Here is a 15842-nt window from a genome sequence, read left to right on the forward strand (position 1 = left end):
CTTGGTTTGTACGTGGAATTGCAGGTGAAATAAGCTGCGGGGCAACGGTATCAATTATCAACTCGCGTTTAAAGGTTACGAAATTATTGTAATTGTGAAATTTAATGATGGAATGTTTATAAGGGTATTATTTTGCCGACTGGCAAAACGCGTCTTTTCTGGCTACTATGCTGCACTTTGTGATCGCGCGCACGGAAGCCTGCCCTAACCTGCGAATTTTATGTCAATACCACACTCCTCTGCCCTGACGCCTGATGATGGCCGCGTTGCGAACGTCCTGCGTTCACCGAAACTGTTCATGCGTGAAACCTTAGCGGGCGTTATTACGGCGCTGGCCCTGATCCCTGAAGTGATCTCCTTTTCCGTGGTCGCGGGCGTTGACCCGAAAGTCAGTCTGATTGCGTCGGTGGTGCTGTGTCTGGCGCTTTCCGTAATGGGCGGTCGTCCGGCGATGGTCACTGCCGCGGCCGGTTCCGTTGCGTTAGTCATCGGCCCGATGGTGGCTCAGCATGGCGTGCAGTACATTTTGCCTGCCGTGATCCTGGCCGGGATCATTCAAATTCTGTTTGGCGTTCTCGGTATGGCGCGCCTGATGCGATTTATTCCGCAGCCCGTGATGACCGGGTTTGTTAATGCCCTCGGGGTGCTGATTTTCTTTGCGCAGGTTCCCCATTTCTGGACCAAAAGCCCGCTGATTGTCGGCCTGTTTGTGCTGACGCTGCTGATCGTTCTGTGGGTGCCGCGCTTTATTAAAAGCGTTCCGTCGCCGCTGATTGCGATTGTCCTCCTGACGCTGTTCACCGTGTTCAGTGGACAAATTCTGCCGACCGTGGGTGACGAAGGCTCCATGAGCGGTGGCCTGCCGGGCTTTACCCAGCTGCTGGTACCGTTAAATCTGCAAACGCTGAGCATAATCTGGCCGTGTGCATTGAGTATCGCGTTCGTCGGTCTGATGGAGTCGTTACTGACAGCAAAACTGGTGGATGAGCTGACCGCAACGCCTTCGAGTAAACGCCGGGAAAGTATTGGCCTTGGCGTGGCGAACATCATGTCTGGGTTTTACGGGGGGATTGCCGGATGCGCGATGATTGGACAAACCATCGTTAACGTCGAGATGGGCAAAGGCCGCAGCCGCGTTTCAACACTCGCCGCTGGGCTGGTGCTGCTCGTTCTGGTGACCGCCCTGAGTGAGGTTATGGCCAAAATCCCCATGGCGGTGCTTGCCGGGATTATGGCGATCGTCGCCTTTAAGACGTTTAACTGGCACAGCATTCAGCCGACTACGGTTAAAGGCGCACCGATTGCGGAAACGCTGGTGATGCTGGTGACCGTGGCTGCCACCGTTTATACGGGCAATCTGGCGATTGGCGTGGTGGGCGGGATCGTCATCATGGCGATCATTCCCGCCCGGCTAAAACTCAAGCGCGCGGCTACATCAGGAAAATCGTCGCCAACCCAAGGAAAATAAAGAACCCGCCGGTATCGGTAATGGCGGTGATCATCACGCTCGACCCCACTGCGGGGTCGCGCCCCAGTTTGGTCATCGTCAGAGGAATGATAACGCCCATCACGGCAGCCATCAGCAGATTGAGCACCATTGCCAGCGTCATCACGCCGCCGAGCGCCATGTCACCATAGAGCCACCAGGTGACACAGCCCATAATCCCGCCCCAGACCAGGCCGTTAATCAGCGCAACACCCATCTCTCTAAAGATCAGGAAGCTGAAGTTCCCCGGCTGAATATGCTGCAGCGCCAGCGCGCGCACGATCATGGTGATAGTTTGGTTGCCTGTGTTCCCGCCGATTCCCGCGACAATGGGCATCAGGGAGGCCAGAGCCACAAGTTGCGAAATGGTATGTTCAAAACCGTCAATGACGCGCGAGGCAATAAACGCGGTGCATAAGTTCACCGCCAGCCAGGCCCAGCGCGTTTTGACCGCTTTACTCACGGGCGCGTAGACATCTTCTTCCGCGCTCAAGCCCCCCATCGCACGCATGTCGTTATCGGTTTCTTCATAGACGACATCAACGATCTCATCGATGGTGACGCGGCCCATCAGTTTGCCCACCGAATCGACTACCGCGGCGCTGATCAGGTTGTCACGTTCAAAGGTTCGCGCTGCTTTTTCCGCGTCATCTTCCGGGGAGAAAATCATCGGCTGCGTTTCCATCACCTCGCTCACCTGACGCTGGCTGCCGTTCAGTAAAATGGTTTGCAGCGTCAGTTCACCCAGCAGAGTTTTATCACGCGATGTCACGAACAGTTTATCGGTGTTCTGCGGCATCTTGCCTCGACGACGCAAAAAGCGCTGCACAGTTGCCAGCGTGACGTCCGGGCGAACCATAATCACCTCGAACTCCATGATCGCGCCGACGCTGTTTTTCGCGTAATTCATCACCTGGCGCACGCGCGCGCGCTCTTCCGCCGGCAGCGAAGCCAGCATGCGGCCCGTCAGGTTACGCGGCAGGTGTTGCACCAGATAGATCTGCTCGTCGATATCGAGCGTTTGCATGGCCTCGAGAATATCGCGGTCGCTCATATCCTCGATAAGATCGTCCCAAACGTTCTCTGACGCTTCCAGTAAGACTTGTCCACGTTCATGGACCTGCACCAGCCGCCATAATGCGTGGCGCTCTTCCGAAGGCAGCGCTTCCAGGGTATCGGCCAGATCCGGCGGGGGCAGATGAGCAACTAACGCCCCTACCTCAGCAATATCGTCGGCCAGCGTGCCGACGTCATATTGCTCAGCCAGGGTGAGTTTGCCCAATAGCGTCGATGTGACGGCTTTATCCGTGGTCAGGAGCCAGATGAGTCGGGCACGCTCCTGGTCGCGCAGCCTTGCGCTGTTTTTGTTTATGACAGACATCAATCATTAATCCATAAAATGAGTTGGCAGTAAGAATAGCGCGAGGATATGTAAATGATAATAAACAGAGGAAAAATAGGGGAAAAAAATGCGGTTACGTAAATTTCCGCCCTCCCGGTGGATGAGAGGGCAGAAATGAGGACATCTTGCGTTTGCTAGGCGGTACGCGCGACCGCATCACGCGAGGCGGCATCGCGCTCATCACCCGTCAGTTCACTTAACTGACCGTCACGCATCTCGAGTAACCGGTCAGCGTGAATAAAGTAGTGATCGTCGTGGCTGATAGCAAAAATTGTCTTGCCCATCTCCTGCATCCGCGGCAACAGCACCTGATAGAACTCGCGGCGGAAATGCGGGTCCTGGTCAGCAGCCCATTCATCCAGCAGAATAATGTCGCGTTCTTCAGCTAACGCCAGCAGCAGCGCTACGCGTTTTTTCTGCCCTTTCGACAGCTTAAGATTCAGGATTTTACCGTCCTGAAGCTCCAGCTTGTGCGACATTTTCAGCTGTTCAAGCCACTTCTCGACCAGTTCAGGATTAGCCTGTTTACCTTCCGTTCCTAACAGGTGATCAAAGAGCCACACGTCGGTAAAGACCGCTGAAAACAGCTTGCGATAGTCTTCCGGTTTTTGCGCGGAAATCGGTTTACCATCCAGCAAAATTTCACCCGACTGAGGTTGATACAGCCCGGTCAGCAGCATAGCCAACGTGGATTTTCCACTGCCATTGCCGCCAATCAGAAACAGCATCTCCCCGCGATTAATGGTCAGGTTCACCGGGCCTACCGCAAAATTATTGTCATGGTAGCGGAACATGACGTTGCGCAGCTCCAGCGTTTTCCAGTCAGGGAACGCTTCAGGGCGCGGGAACTCAGGTCTGAAGGGGGCGAGAGCAAACTGATTGAGCTTTCTGAAAGCCACTTGTGCGCTAAGCAGCGTGGGCAGCGCGCCTACCGCAGACAGCAGCGGTGTACGCAGGAACAACAGCGTCAGCGAGTACGTCGCGGCCACATTGGTATCCGCCCATCCCAGGCTGTTCGCCATCCAAAACACCAGACCAATCGCACCCAGCATCATGATGTTTGACCAGTTCACAGCGCTCAAGTGGAACGTATCCGCGCGAACAATGTGATGGCGGTACTCGCGGGCATCGGGAATGTAGAGATTATTGAAAATGTGTTCGGCGCGTTCACGATTAAGCGTGAGCTCTTTACGACCTTCCAGCACCGTCTGATAATCGTTATACAGCTTGTCTTCGGTTTCGCGCAGCACGGCCATATGCTTGTAAACGCGCGCCACCAGCATGTAGCCGCCCCAGATAGTGACGACAATCCACAGCGCCGTTACGGCTAACATTTTTGTCGATAGCCAGGCAAGATAAGCCGCAGATCCGAAGGTGAGAATGATCCCCTGCACCAGTTCCGGTAAACGCACAAAAGCAATTGTAATCGCACGCACGTCGCTGGTCAGCCCGGCCAACAGTGACGCGCTACCGAGCTGTTCAATGCGCTCAATCTGCGTGTCCAGAATACGTTTGATAAATTCACCGCGCAGGCGATAAACAAAGTGGTGTCCCAGCGTTGTGAGCGCCAGCTGCGACGCCAGCGTCACCGCCATCAGCAGCAGTAGCAGACTCAGAAATTCGGGAAGCACCGACAATGAGGTGTCGACCATTTCAATCAAACGCACGTTGATAAAGGCGATTAAGCCAATCCCCAGCGCGGCGCTGGCGAGGCTGAGCGCCATCACCGCGACAAATGGCCAACGGTACTGACGCCAGACGAGTAAAAGTAGTTGCATGCAAAGCAATCCGGGCAAGAAAAAACAGCCAGCAGTGTAAACTGCCCGACGCTCACATCAAGAATAATTCTTATTTTTATTCGCTATTGGAAGCCCGGCGGAAGGTCAGGTTGTATCGGTATTCTCCCGCCAGGGGATGCTGACCCGGTTTAAGTGACTGAATGCCATGATAAAACAGTCGTGATTCGCCGCCCCACACCACCACATCACCGTGCTCCAGCATTAAGCGTTTTAGCGGGTCGTTACGCTGTAAGCCGCCAAACTGAAAGATTGCGGGCAATCCCAACGACACGGAAACAATCGGCGCACGCAGGTTGGGTTCGTCTTTATCCTGATGCAGCGACAGTTTTGCGCCCGGTGCATAACGGTTTATCAGGCAAGCATCGGGTTGAAAATCGGGATATCCCGCCGCAATAGCCGCTTCACAACAAAGCGCATGGAATGCCTCGGGTATCGGCGGCCACGGGCGGTGAGTGACGGGGTCGACGGGGGAATAGAGATAACCGCGATTGTTGGTCGTCCAGCCCAGCCCACCGCAGCCGGTCATCGCCACCGACATGGTGTAACCACCTGGCGTCACCATATGACGAAACGGTGAGAGCGCCGCCACCGCTTCAATATCACGTAAAAGCGTGGCGGCATCGGCTACGGCTAAGCGGCGAAGAACGACAGCCCCCGGCGCCAGCGGCTCTTGCCAGGGCTGCTCATCAGCAAATAAATCGAGCATTACTCCTCCTGAATTTTGGCCTCGCGTTTAAGTAATTGCGCCTTACGCTCAACTCCCCAGCGATAGCCGGACAGCGCGCCATCGCGACGCACTACGCGGTGGCACGGGATCACAATCGCCAGCTTATTGGCGGCGCAGGCACTCGCCACCGCGCGTACCGCATTGGGTTTGCCGATGACTTTGGCGATCTGCTGATAGCTTGCAGTTTCCCCGCAAGGTATAGCCCGCAGCGCCTGCCAGACCTGTTGCTGAAACGCTGTCCCACGGATATCCAGTGGCAATTCAAGCGCCTTGTCATGATGCGTCAGACTGCTGATCACCCGATCGATACGAGCCCTAAATTCCCCATCAGCCGATTCAGACTGAGCCAGAGGAAAAAGCGCGCGCAGTTCAGCAATCAGCGTATCGTCATTGTCGCCGAGTAAAATAGCGCAAATCCCGCGTTCACTTTCTGCCACAAGGCAGCGGCCCAGCTCGCAATCCGTCACGGCGAAGCGCACAGTCACGCTACTCGCGCCATTACGATACTGTTTTGCCGTCATGCCCAGCGTTTCGTCCGCTTTGCGATAGAACGTGCTGCTATCCGGGAAACCCGCGGCCAGCACCGAGTCGGTTATTTTTTCGCCCTGCGTCAGCGCGCTGCGTAAGCGTCGCGCGCGCGCAGCCTGTTGCCAGCCTTTTGGTGTCATTCCGGTCACGGATTTGAACAGACGATGGAAATGAAAGGCGCTCATACCCACCTGCTCCGCCAGTGCATCCAGCGTTAGCAGTTGCTCCTGCTCAAGCAAGCGGCAGGCTTTTTCGACTTTCGCTATCTTGTGCGCTTGCGGATCGGCCCGGTCGGGCAAACAGCGTTTGCACGGTCGAAATCCCGCCTGTTGGGCATGATGTGAATCGGGATAAAACACGACGTTTTTTCGCAGGGCATGACGCGCCCGGCACGAGGGGCGGCAAAAGATACCGGTCGTCTGGACAGCGAAAACAAACTGGTTGTCGGCGGCTGGATCGCGGGCCATCACGGCCAGCCAGCGATCGTCATCAGTATTCAGGGTCAGGTTTTTCATCATTGGCTCCTCTTTCAAGCATACTCAAAGTATGCCCATGCGCCACTGAACAAAAACCTGCAACCTTGCTTTTTAATGTTGTTCGTCGATCAGAAAAGCCTGGAACTGCGGCGACATCCAGGTTTTGAAATTCTCACCCTCTTTGGTGATCATGTACACGGCCAGACCTTCCTGACGCACCACTTCTTTGGCCTTTTCCGGCCCGAGGACCATCAGTCCGGTATCCCAGGCATCTGCCTCGAGTGCCGTAGTTGCAATAACCGTCACGGAAACCAGATTGTGTGTGATTGGGCGCCCCGTCTTTGGATCGATCACGTGCGAGAGACGCTTGCCGTTCAGCTCGTAATAGTTGCGATAGCTACCGGATGTGCTGATGCCGTGACCGTTGATATCCACAATGGCCTGCACCGCATTTTGTTGATCGGTTGGCTTTTGGATAGCGACACGCCAGGGTTTGTCACTGGCATTGAGACCGCGACTCACGAGTGCGCCCCCGACGGAAACCAGATAACGTGAGATGCCCTCCTGAGTCATCAGTGCGGCGAGATGATCCGCCGCGTATCCCTCGCCAACCGTGGAGAGATCAACAAACAGATCGGGAATGTCTTTTTGCAGGTACTGCTGACCATACTGATTCAATACGCTCAGATGCTGCAGGCCTGTGCGAGCGCGCGCGTCGTCAATCTGTGCCTGACTCGGTACCGTCTCCGGCTGTTTCGTTGGCCCAAAGCCCCATAAATTCACCAGTGGCCCGACGGTGATATCCATTGCGCCGTTAGTTTTATAACCGACATGCAGGGACTCGGTAACGATAGCAGCCATTGCCTCACTCACAGGCCAAAGCGATGTACTGTTCGAGAGGTTGAACCGCATCAGCGCGGAATCATTTTTATAGGTAGAAAGCAGCTGATCGTCAGCATCAAGCTGGGACTGGATTTTACCGCGAAGTTCATTCTCGCGATTTTTATCCATATCCATGACGCTAACGCGCCAGGACGTTCCCATAGTCTTGCCTTCCAGCACGGTTGCTGCCGGCGTATTTGCTGTCGTGGTAGGGGAAGAAGAATCGCATGCCGCAAGTAAGCAAAATACCGACAATATGCCGGCTCGCCAAAAAGTCATTTCCATTCGTTATTATCCTCATGCCTGGGGCGGCAAGAGTATACCAAAACGCGTCTTCGTTAAGACCCTAAAAAAGCATAGAAAAAGGGGCCATTTGGCCCCTTTCTGTTACTGACGGTGTCTTAGAACTGGTAAACCAGACCCAGAGCAACGATATCGTCAGTACCTACACCAGCCTGTTTGGTGAAGTTATTTTCATCCAGCAGGTTGATTTTGTAGTCCACGTAGGTGGACATGTTTTTGTTGAAGTAGTAAGTCGCGCCAACATCAACGTATTTCAGCAGATCCTGATCGCCGAAGTTGGTGGTGTTGTTGCTTACGTCCTTACCTTTAGACTGCAGGTAAGCCACGGAAGGACGCAGACCGAAGTCGAACTGGTACTGAGCTACAACTTCGAAGTTTTGCGCTTTGTTAGCAAAACCGTAGATGTCGGAACGGCCGCTACCGTTAGATGTCCCGAAACGCGTCGCGTTGTAAGTCTGGGAGTACTGCGCTGCCAGATAAATGTTGTTCGCGTCATATTTCAGGCCGCCGCTGTAAACTTCAGCGTGGTCACCGTCACCGTAAACGCCTGCTGCATTCTGGTCAGCAGTACGTTTAGAAGACGCCATCGCACCGCCGACGCTGAAGCCTTCGCCCAAATCGTAAGTCAGAGACGCACCGTAACCGTCACCATTTTGTTTCAACAGGCTACGACCGCCAGTAGCATCATTCTCGCCGCTGACGCTACCGTTTTTACCCTGATACTGCAGAGCAAAGTTCAGACCATCAACCAGACCGAAGAAATCCTGGTTACGGTAAGTCGCGACGCCGTTACCACGGGATTGCATGAAGTTATCGGCACCGTAAGTGTCACCGCCAAATTCTGGCAGAACGTCGGTCCAGGAAGTGACATCGTAGATTACGCCGTAGTTACGACCATAATCGAAGGAACCTGCGTCACCGAATTTCAGGCCAGCGAAGGCAACACGCGTCCAGGACTGGTTGTCGCTTTCGCTGGTGTTACCTTGAACCTGGTATTCCCATTGACCATAACCGGTCACCTGATCATTAACCTGAGTTTCGCCTTTGAAGCCGATACGCATGTAGGTTTGATCGCCGTCGTTACCTTTGTCGTCGGAGAAATAGTGCAGGCCGTCGACTTTACCGAACAGATCTAATTTGTTGCCATCTTTGTTGTAAATTTCAGCCGCATTTGCTGCGCCTGCTACCAGCAGTGCTGGTACCAGGAGGGACAGGACTTTAACTTTCATTTTAATAACCCTCTGTTATATGCCTTATTATTGCCACTGCTCACTGATTAACCCTCTTAACCAGTCGGCCACTTCATTCTCCGCAAAAATACAGAATAATCCAATACGAATATGATACTAAAACTTTGAAGATGTTTCATTGTTCTTATAACATGTTTCAATTTGTAAATAACAGGGAACTTTTCAATAGCACAGATAGCTAAAATATTAAGCACTTAAAATCAACAATTTATATTTATGCATTTTAATCAATAATTTAACAAACATTTCATTACCGCACTGATTGTCAAAACAAAATCACAAGAGATCATTAAAATAACCCTCGCTATCATCATTAACTTTATTTATTACCGTCATTCATTTTCGAATGTCTGTTTATCCCGAATTGAGCCGAGTGCGATGCATTCGGTTTTTTTTTACCCTTCTTTACGTTATGTGAATAATTTTGTGCTACCGCCGTGAAATTATAACGACTATTAACTAATTCTCAGATAACGCCTTCACTCACTTTAAATTATTATTCAATTCCTAATTTCTTGTTAATTCGTGCTATTTATTCAGGACATCGATAATTATTTGTACAATAGGGTTCCATTTGTACACTTTCGATACTGATTAGCGCTACGTTGATAAAGCGTGAAAAAGTCCCTCCCTGACCGGGCTCGATACTGGAAATTCAGGTATTACCCTTTATACTGCCCTATCGTCTTTACGTGCGGCCATCACGGGTTAATCACATTAATGAGTCAGTCTGAAACAACAGCACCAGGTAAATTCTCCCTTCTTCCGGGGAGCATCACGCGTTTCTTTCTTCTATTGATCGTTGTGCTGTTAGTGACGATGGGAGTGATGGTGCAGAGCGCGGTCAACACCTGGCTGAAAGACCGAAGCTATCAAATCGTTGATATTACCCATGCAGTGCACAAGCGTATCGATACCTGGCGCTACGCGACCTGGCAGATTTACGACAATATCGCCGCAGCGCCGGGAACGGCATCGGGTGAAGGTTTACAGGAAACGCGTCTTAAGCAAGACGTCTATTATCTTGAAAAAACGCGCCGCAAAACCGAAGCATTAATTTTTGGCTCTCACGACAGCGCTACGCTTGAGATGACACAGCGAATCTCGACGTACCTCGACACGCTCTGGGGCGCGGAAACTGTCCCCTGGTCGATGTACTACCTTAATGGTCAGGATAACAGCATGATCCTGATCTCCACGCTGCCATTAAAAGATCTCTCATCCGGTTTTAAAGAGTCCTCCATTGGCTCGATTGTTGATTCCCGCCGCGCGGAAATGCTCCAGCAGGCTAACACCCTGGACGAACGCGAAAGTTTCTCTTCTCTTCGCCGCCTCGCCTGGCAAAACGGGCATTACTTTACCCTGCGCACCACATTTAACCAGCCTGGGCATCTGGCAACAGTTGTCGCCTTTGATCTGCCGATTAACGATCTCATTCCACCGGATATGCCGCTCGACAGCTTCCGTCTTGAGCCAGATACTTCCGCGCAAAATATGCGCGCGCCAGCGGATAAAAAAGAAGGCCCGGAAAGCGCGTCCATTACTTTTAACGGCTCGAAGATTGAGATCGCCTCATCTTTGAACTCCACCGGTATGCGCTTGGTTTGGCAGGTTCCCTTTGGAACGCTTTTGCTCGACACGCTGCAAAACATTCTGCTGCCGCTACTGCTTAATATTGGTCTGCTCGCGCTGGCGTTGTTTGGGTATACCACCTTCCGCTTTCAGCCTGGCCGCCCAACTGAGCACATCTCTTCTTCAGGCTCTAACAATGAATTACGCGTGTTGCGCGCGCTAAATGAAGAGATTGTGTCGGTGCTACCGCTGGGGCTTCTGGTGCATGACCAGGAGGCCAATCGCACAATTATGAGCAACAAGATTGCCGATCACCTGTTGCCACATCTTAATCTGCAAAACATCACCACCATGGCTGACCAGCATCAGGGGGTGATTCAGGCCACCATTAATAATGAACTGTACGAAATTCGTCAGTTCCGCAGTCAGGTCGCTTCACGTACCCAGATCTTTATCATTCGCGATCAGGACAGAGAAGTGCTGGTGAACAAGAAGCTGAAACAAGCGCAGAGACTGTATGAGAAAAATCAGCAGGGCCGCGTGGCGTTTATGCAAAACATTGGCGATGCGTTCAAGCGCCCGTTGAAAGAGCTTGCCAGCCAGGCCGCGAATTTGAGCACGCCAGAGAGCCATCAGTTGGCCAACCAGGCGGATACGCTTGTGCGTATGGTCGATGAAATCCAGTTAGCCAATATGCTTGAAAGCGATACCTGGAAAGGGAGCTCTACGCTGTTTTCAGTTCAGGATCTTATTAACGAAGTGGTGCCTGAAGTCCTGCCCGTTATCAAGCGCAAAGGCCTGCAGCTTCTGATCAATAACAATCTTCCTGCCAACGATGAACGTCATGGCGATCGCGAGGCATTACGCCGCATCGTGCTGATGCTAATTCAATATTCTGTAACCACCACGCAAATCGGCAAAATCACGCTGGAAGTGGGTACGGATGAATCTGCCGAAGACCGCCTGACAATCCGTATTCTGGATACGGGGGAAGGCGTGACGATGAGCGAAATCGATAATTTACACTTCCCGTTCCTGAACGATACGCAGAGCGACAGCTACGGCAAAGCCAACGCCCTCACCTTCTGGCTGTGCGATCAGCTGGCGCGTAAGCTTGGCGGACACCTGAATATTAAGGCCCGTGAGTCGCTGGGTACCCGCTATTCGCTGCATGTCAAAATGGACGCAAATCCTCAGGAAGAGGGTGAAGAGCGCCTGCTTGATGATGTGATCGTCATGGTGGATGTGACGTCCAGCGAAATACGCAACATCGTGGTTCGCCAGCTAGAAAACTGGGGTGCGGCCTGCATAAACCCGGATGAAAGGCTCACGAGTCAAGAATATGATCTCTTTTTAACTGATAATCCGTCTAATCTTACTGCCTCGGGCTTGCTTTTAAGCGATGATGAGTCAGGCGTGCGGAAAATCGGCCCCGGTCAGCTGCGCGTCAACTTTAATATGAGCAATGCGATGCAGGAAGCTGTACTACAACTAATAGAAGAGAATCTGGCGCAAGAAGAGATACTGGAGTCCCCATTGGGTGGTGATGAAAATGCCGAACTCCAGGCCAGCGGATACTATTCCCTATTTGTAGATACAGTACCAGATGATGTTAAGCGGTTGTATACTGAGTCCGCTGCGAAGGATTTCGCCGCGCTGACACAGACAGCACACCGGCTTAAAGGGGTGTTTGCCATGCTTAATCTGGTTCCGGGCAAGCAATTATGTGAAACGCTGGAACATCTTATTCGTGAGAAGGATGCTTCTGGCACAGAAAAATACATCAGCGACATTGACGCCTACGTCAAAAGCTTGCTGTAGCAAGGTAGCCTTTACATGAACAATATGAACGTAATTATTGCCGACGACCACCCGATTGTACTGTTCGGTATTCGCAAATCACTTGAACAGATCGAGTGGGTGAATGTTGTCGGTGAATTTGAAGACTCTACAGCACTTATAAATAATCTTCCGAAACTTGATGCACACGTGCTCATTACTGACCTCTCCATGCCTGGAGATAAGTACGGCGATGGCATCACGCTGATCAAATACATCAAGCGCCACTTTCCGAGTATTTCAATTATTGTTCTTACCATGAACAATAACCCGGCGATTTTAAGCGCCGTGCTAGAACTCGACATTGAAGGGATTGTCCTGAAACAGGGCGCGCCGACGGATCTGCCTAAGGCTCTGGCTGCACTGCAGAAAGGCAAGAAATTTACCCCGGAAAGCGTTTCTCGCCTGCTTGAGAAAATTAGCGCGGGTGGTTACGGTGACAAACGTTTATCACCGAAAGAAAGTGAAGTACTGCGCCTGTTCGCTGAAGGTTTCCTGGTCACTGAAATTGCCAAGAAGCTGAACCGCAGTATCAAAACCATCAGTAGCCAGAAGAAATCGGCGATGATGAAACTGGGCGTAGAGAATGATATCGCCCTGCTGAATTATCTCTCTTCGGTTACCCTGAGCGCAGTCGATAAAGACTGATTCCGTTCTGGTAATAAAAAACCCGGCAGCGCTCGCGCTTGCCGGGTTTTTTTATGCCCTCGATTCCCTGACGCGGGCCGCGTAAATCGACAACGTCTGTTTTATGACATCAAGCGTCACCGGTTTTGACAGGCAACTGTCCATGCCTGACGCCAGACAGCGCTCTTTCTCTTCGGCCAGCGCGTTGGCGGTGACCCCGATAACCGGCAAGGTCATACCAAGCTGGCGAATGCGCTGGGTGAGACGATACCCGTCCATGTTAGGCATGTTCACGTCACTGAGCACAATATCGATGTGATTTTTGCTCAGCACGTTTAGCGCATCCACGCCGTCATTTGCGGTCAAGCATTGATATCCCAGCGATCCCAGCTGATCGGCCAGCAGGCGACGGTTGATCGGATGGTCATCCACCACCAGAATCATCATGTCGTCATTCATCGTAACAGCGGACTGCGGTGAAGGCAGCGCGGTACCGCCGTCGTGGGCATCCCCTTCCACATTGTAGATATGTGCCAACAGATGCAGAATCTCATGCGGCGTTGCCACGCTGTGCGTCCACTCTCCGGGAATACGCTCCTGCGCAATACCAATATGGCGACGACAGAACGTAATTACGGCTTTGCCCTGCCAGGACGGGTCGACCTCAACATCCGTAATCAGCGTATCGTCAGCGTCCGTTTTTTGCCCAGCTTCATAGCGTGCAACACGAATGCCTCGGTTCGAGAGCAATGATTCCAGGAAGCTGTACAGTGACGCGTTATGCACAGCGAGCCAGCACATTTTATCGCTCAACCCTTCTGCCGGACTTTTCACCGGATATTGCGCAGAATAGAGCGGAATGCGGATCGTAAACTGGCTGCCCATGCCCGGCTCGGTATCGACAGAAATATCGCCATCCATCATGCTGATCAGCTGTTCGCAAATGGCCAGCCCCAGCCCTGTGCCCTGGAAGTTACGCTGCACCCCGGTGCCAACCTGGAAGAACGGATCGAAAAGTTTCACCACTTCTTTTGCCGGAATACCGACGCCGGTATCGCGGATGCGAATGCTTAAATAATCCCCTGCGCGAGAAACATGCAAAATGATACAGCCGACATCGGTGAACTTAATCGCGTTGCTGAGCAGGTTTGAAATGACCTGTTGTAAACGCATCGGATCGCCCAGCAGCGTCAGCGGCACATCCGGCTCGATAAAGCAGTACAGCCCAAGCTGTTTGCGGACCACCAGCGGCATATAGTTAGCGCTGATATGGTTCATCACTTCACGGGGCGAAAACTCGCTCGGTTCGATTTTGAGCTGTTCAGACTCAATTTTAGAGAAGTCGAGAATGTCGCTGATGATTTTCAGCAGCAGACTTGAAGAGTTGTTCATCGCCGTGACCAGGCGCTCTACTCCCTTCGGCAACTCTTTCGTTTGCAGCAGATCGAGGTTACCAATAATCCCGTACAGCGGCGTGCGCAGCTCATGGCTCACGGTCGCGAGGAACATCGACTTGGACTGGCTGGCCTGTTCTGCTGCCTGCGCCATTTCTTGTAGCGACTCTTCCATTTTTACACGCGAAGAGACGTCCACCAGTACACAGATCGCCACGTTCTCATTGCGATAGCGCGAATGGACAAAGCTTATCTGCAGGTTGGTGTGATTGCTGGTTAATACGTCGACAAAATTGACCTGCTGTCCGCAGATAATCTGCGTCAGTCGCTGTCGGTCTTCATGCGTCAGCATGTTCAGATAGTTATGCGCCAGCTCGTTGCTCAGAATATTCGTGCCATCCTGCGTACGGAGGATACAAATCCCAACGGGTGCCGAGGCGACTATTTTGCGGTTAAATTGCTCGTGCTCTTCCAGGCGTTGAGCATCGCTCTCCGCCGGGATGAAAATTTTACGCTCATACATGCGCGCCAGCATGAACAGCGCAATCCCCACCAGCACATTCAGCAGGATGGAGTTAAGGATGAGCATCCGAATGCGTTCCAGCACCATATCAACGGGCACGGAGTAGACAATGCTCAGTGACGATGGCGGTAAACTTTTCTTGAGCACCAGCTCATGGAAACCCGACGTATAGCCAAACCACGAGCGTTCCTGCATCCAGCGAGGATCAACCTTTAAGCGGTTCTCAGGCCCGGTCAGCGAAATCAGCGTATGACCATTTTCATCGAGGATCGTCACACCCATAGGCAAACTGCCCGGTGTGAAGAAGTTCTCCATGCGAACCGTTTGTTCAGTGCCCAGCAGCGCCTGCAGGCGATTGGCGAGATAAACCGGCGTGAGGGCGTAGAAATAACCCACACCCGGACGCGGTCCTTGGCTTATCCAGAAGATATTATTGCCACGTTCGTCCTGTGGGGCATTACGATACTTAATGATGCGTTCGTGCAAACTTTTCAGCGCATCTTCGCGCTCAACCGGCACATCCCGCAGGCCGAAATCGGCTAAACAGAGATTCTCACTGCCGATCAGAAATACCCGGTTGAGATCATAGGCCGCGGAAAAATTATCGCGCCAGTAGCGCATAAACCAGGCCAACGACTCAAGCGAGCCACGCCACGCCGTGCCCATTGCCGAGCAATCGGAGTCGGGGAATAACGGTTCGAAATCCGGCACTTCTGATTTGTCATTTCGCCCGCGCGTAGCCAGAATGCCGTTTTCCGCCGTCAGACGGTTTTCAGCTATGTACTTCAGCTCTTTCATGACATCAGTCGTACGCTGAATGTAACGCTGGGCCTGATCGGAACTTAAATTAAACTCCTGACGGATCTCTGACTCCTTCTGATGCAGCGCATTAACGATGTAAAACACCGAAAAAAATGCAACCAGCAACCAAAGCAATAACGCCAGCGCGCGAAAAAGATAGCGAGAGACTTTAAGAGTGGTGCGAAAGGAGACGAGGTATTTCAAGGGGGCGAAGCTCCGCCGTCAGAGGCAAA

At 52.4% G+C, this 15842-nt stretch carries 10 protein-coding genes; 3 read left to right on the plus strand and 7 right to left on the minus strand.

What is annotated here, in order from left to right:
- Positions 1 to 220 precede the first annotated feature (220 nt).
- Positions 221 to 1468 carry a SulP family inorganic anion transporter gene (locus I6L74_RS01565; RefSeq protein ID WP_059179288.1) on the plus strand — a complete coding sequence of 416 codons (1248 nt, stop codon included), beginning with the start codon at positions 221 to 223 and terminating at the stop codon, positions 1466 to 1468.
- Here the strand turns inward: I6L74_RS01565 and mgtE are convergent.
- The 6 genes from mgtE to I6L74_RS01595 form a co-directional block, all read right to left on the minus strand.
- A complete protein-coding gene (gene mgtE, locus I6L74_RS01570; protein ID WP_059179289.1) occupies positions 1431 to 2867 on the minus strand; it encodes a magnesium transporter in 1437 nt (478 codons plus the stop codon). The two genes, I6L74_RS01565 and mgtE, sit on opposite strands and share 38 nt — an antisense overlap.
- Before the next feature lie 155 nt (positions 2868 to 3022).
- On the minus strand, positions 3023 to 4666 hold the full coding sequence (locus I6L74_RS01575; RefSeq protein ID WP_059179290.1) for a multidrug ABC transporter permease/ATP-binding protein: 1644 nt from the start codon (positions 4664 to 4666) through the stop codon (positions 3023 to 3025).
- Between the two features lie 76 nt (positions 4667 to 4742).
- Positions 4743 to 5393 carry a DNA oxidative demethylase AlkB gene (gene alkB / locus I6L74_RS01580; RefSeq protein WP_059179291.1) on the minus strand — a complete coding sequence of 217 codons (651 nt, stop codon included), beginning with the start codon at positions 5391 to 5393 and terminating at the stop codon, positions 4743 to 4745.
- Positions 5393 to 6457, minus strand: a complete 1065-nt coding sequence (gene ada, locus I6L74_RS01585) for a bifunctional DNA-binding transcriptional regulator/O6-methylguanine-DNA methyltransferase Ada (protein ID WP_059179292.1) — start codon at positions 6455 to 6457, stop codon at positions 5393 to 5395. The genes alkB and ada overlap by 1 nt, the downstream gene beginning before the upstream one ends.
- A 72-nt stretch (positions 6458 to 6529) precedes the next feature.
- Complete coding sequence (gene apbE / locus I6L74_RS01590; protein WP_059179293.1) at positions 6530 to 7585, minus strand: FAD:protein FMN transferase ApbE; 1056 nt, start codon at positions 7583 to 7585, stop codon at positions 6530 to 6532.
- A 116-nt stretch (positions 7586 to 7701) separates the two neighbouring features.
- A complete protein-coding gene (locus tag I6L74_RS01595) occupies positions 7702 to 8832 on the minus strand; it encodes a porin OmpC (RefSeq protein WP_059179294.1) in 1131 nt (376 codons plus the stop codon).
- A 741-nt stretch (positions 8833 to 9573) separates the two neighbouring features.
- Between I6L74_RS01595 and rcsD the strand changes: the two genes are divergently transcribed.
- Both rcsD and rcsB read left to right on the plus strand, forming a co-directional pair.
- On the plus strand, positions 9574 to 12246 hold the full coding sequence (gene rcsD, locus I6L74_RS01600) for a phosphotransferase RcsD (protein WP_059179295.1): 2673 nt from the start codon (positions 9574 to 9576) through the stop codon (positions 12244 to 12246).
- A 15-nt stretch (positions 12247 to 12261) separates the two neighbouring features.
- Positions 12262 to 12912 (plus strand): response regulator transcription factor RcsB, encoded by a 651-nt coding sequence (gene rcsB, locus I6L74_RS01605; RefSeq protein ID WP_015959795.1) that lies wholly within the window; start codon positions 12262 to 12264, stop codon positions 12910 to 12912.
- A gap of 51 nt (positions 12913 to 12963) precedes the next feature.
- On the opposite strand, the gene rcsC is transcribed toward rcsB, so the two are convergent.
- On the minus strand, positions 12964 to 15813 hold the full coding sequence (gene rcsC / locus I6L74_RS01610) for a two-component system sensor histidine kinase RcsC (protein WP_059179296.1): 2850 nt from the start codon (positions 15811 to 15813) through the stop codon (positions 12964 to 12966).
- Positions 15814 to 15842: the final 29 nt, after the last annotated feature.

Origin of the sequence: Lelliottia amnigena, from assembly GCF_019047465.1 — a bacterium.
Taxonomy (GTDB): Bacteria; Pseudomonadota; Gammaproteobacteria; order Enterobacterales; family Enterobacteriaceae; genus Enterobacter; species Enterobacter amnigenus.

What these genes read in the sequence shown, in the direction of transcription:
- I6L74_RS01565 (WP_059179288.1), top strand. Translation starts at nt 221, where the DNA reads ATGTCAATACCACACTCCTCTGCCCTGACGCCTGATGATGGCCGCGTT.
- mgtE (WP_059179289.1), bottom strand. Translation starts at nt 2,867, where the DNA reads ATGTCTGTCATAAACAAAAACAGCGCAAGGCTGCGCGACCAGGAGCGT.
- I6L74_RS01575 (WP_059179290.1), bottom strand. Translation starts at nt 4,666, where the DNA reads ATGCAACTACTTTTACTCGTCTGGCGTCAGTACCGTTGGCCATTTGTC.
- alkB (WP_059179291.1), bottom strand. Translation starts at nt 5,393, where the DNA reads ATGCTCGATTTATTTGCTGATGAGCAGCCCTGGCAAGAGCCGCTGGCG.
- ada (WP_059179292.1), bottom strand. Translation starts at nt 6,457, where the DNA reads ATGAAAAACCTGACCCTGAATACTGATGACGATCGCTGGCTGGCCGTG.
- apbE (WP_059179293.1), bottom strand. Translation starts at nt 7,585, where the DNA reads ATGGAAATGACTTTTTGGCGAGCCGGCATATTGTCGGTATTTTGCTTA.
- I6L74_RS01595 (WP_059179294.1), bottom strand. Translation starts at nt 8,832, where the DNA reads ATGAAAGTTAAAGTCCTGTCCCTCCTGGTACCAGCACTGCTGGTAGCA.
- rcsD (WP_059179295.1), top strand. Translation starts at nt 9,574, where the DNA reads ATGAGTCAGTCTGAAACAACAGCACCAGGTAAATTCTCCCTTCTTCCG.
- rcsB (WP_015959795.1), top strand. Translation starts at nt 12,262, where the DNA reads ATGAACAATATGAACGTAATTATTGCCGACGACCACCCGATTGTACTG.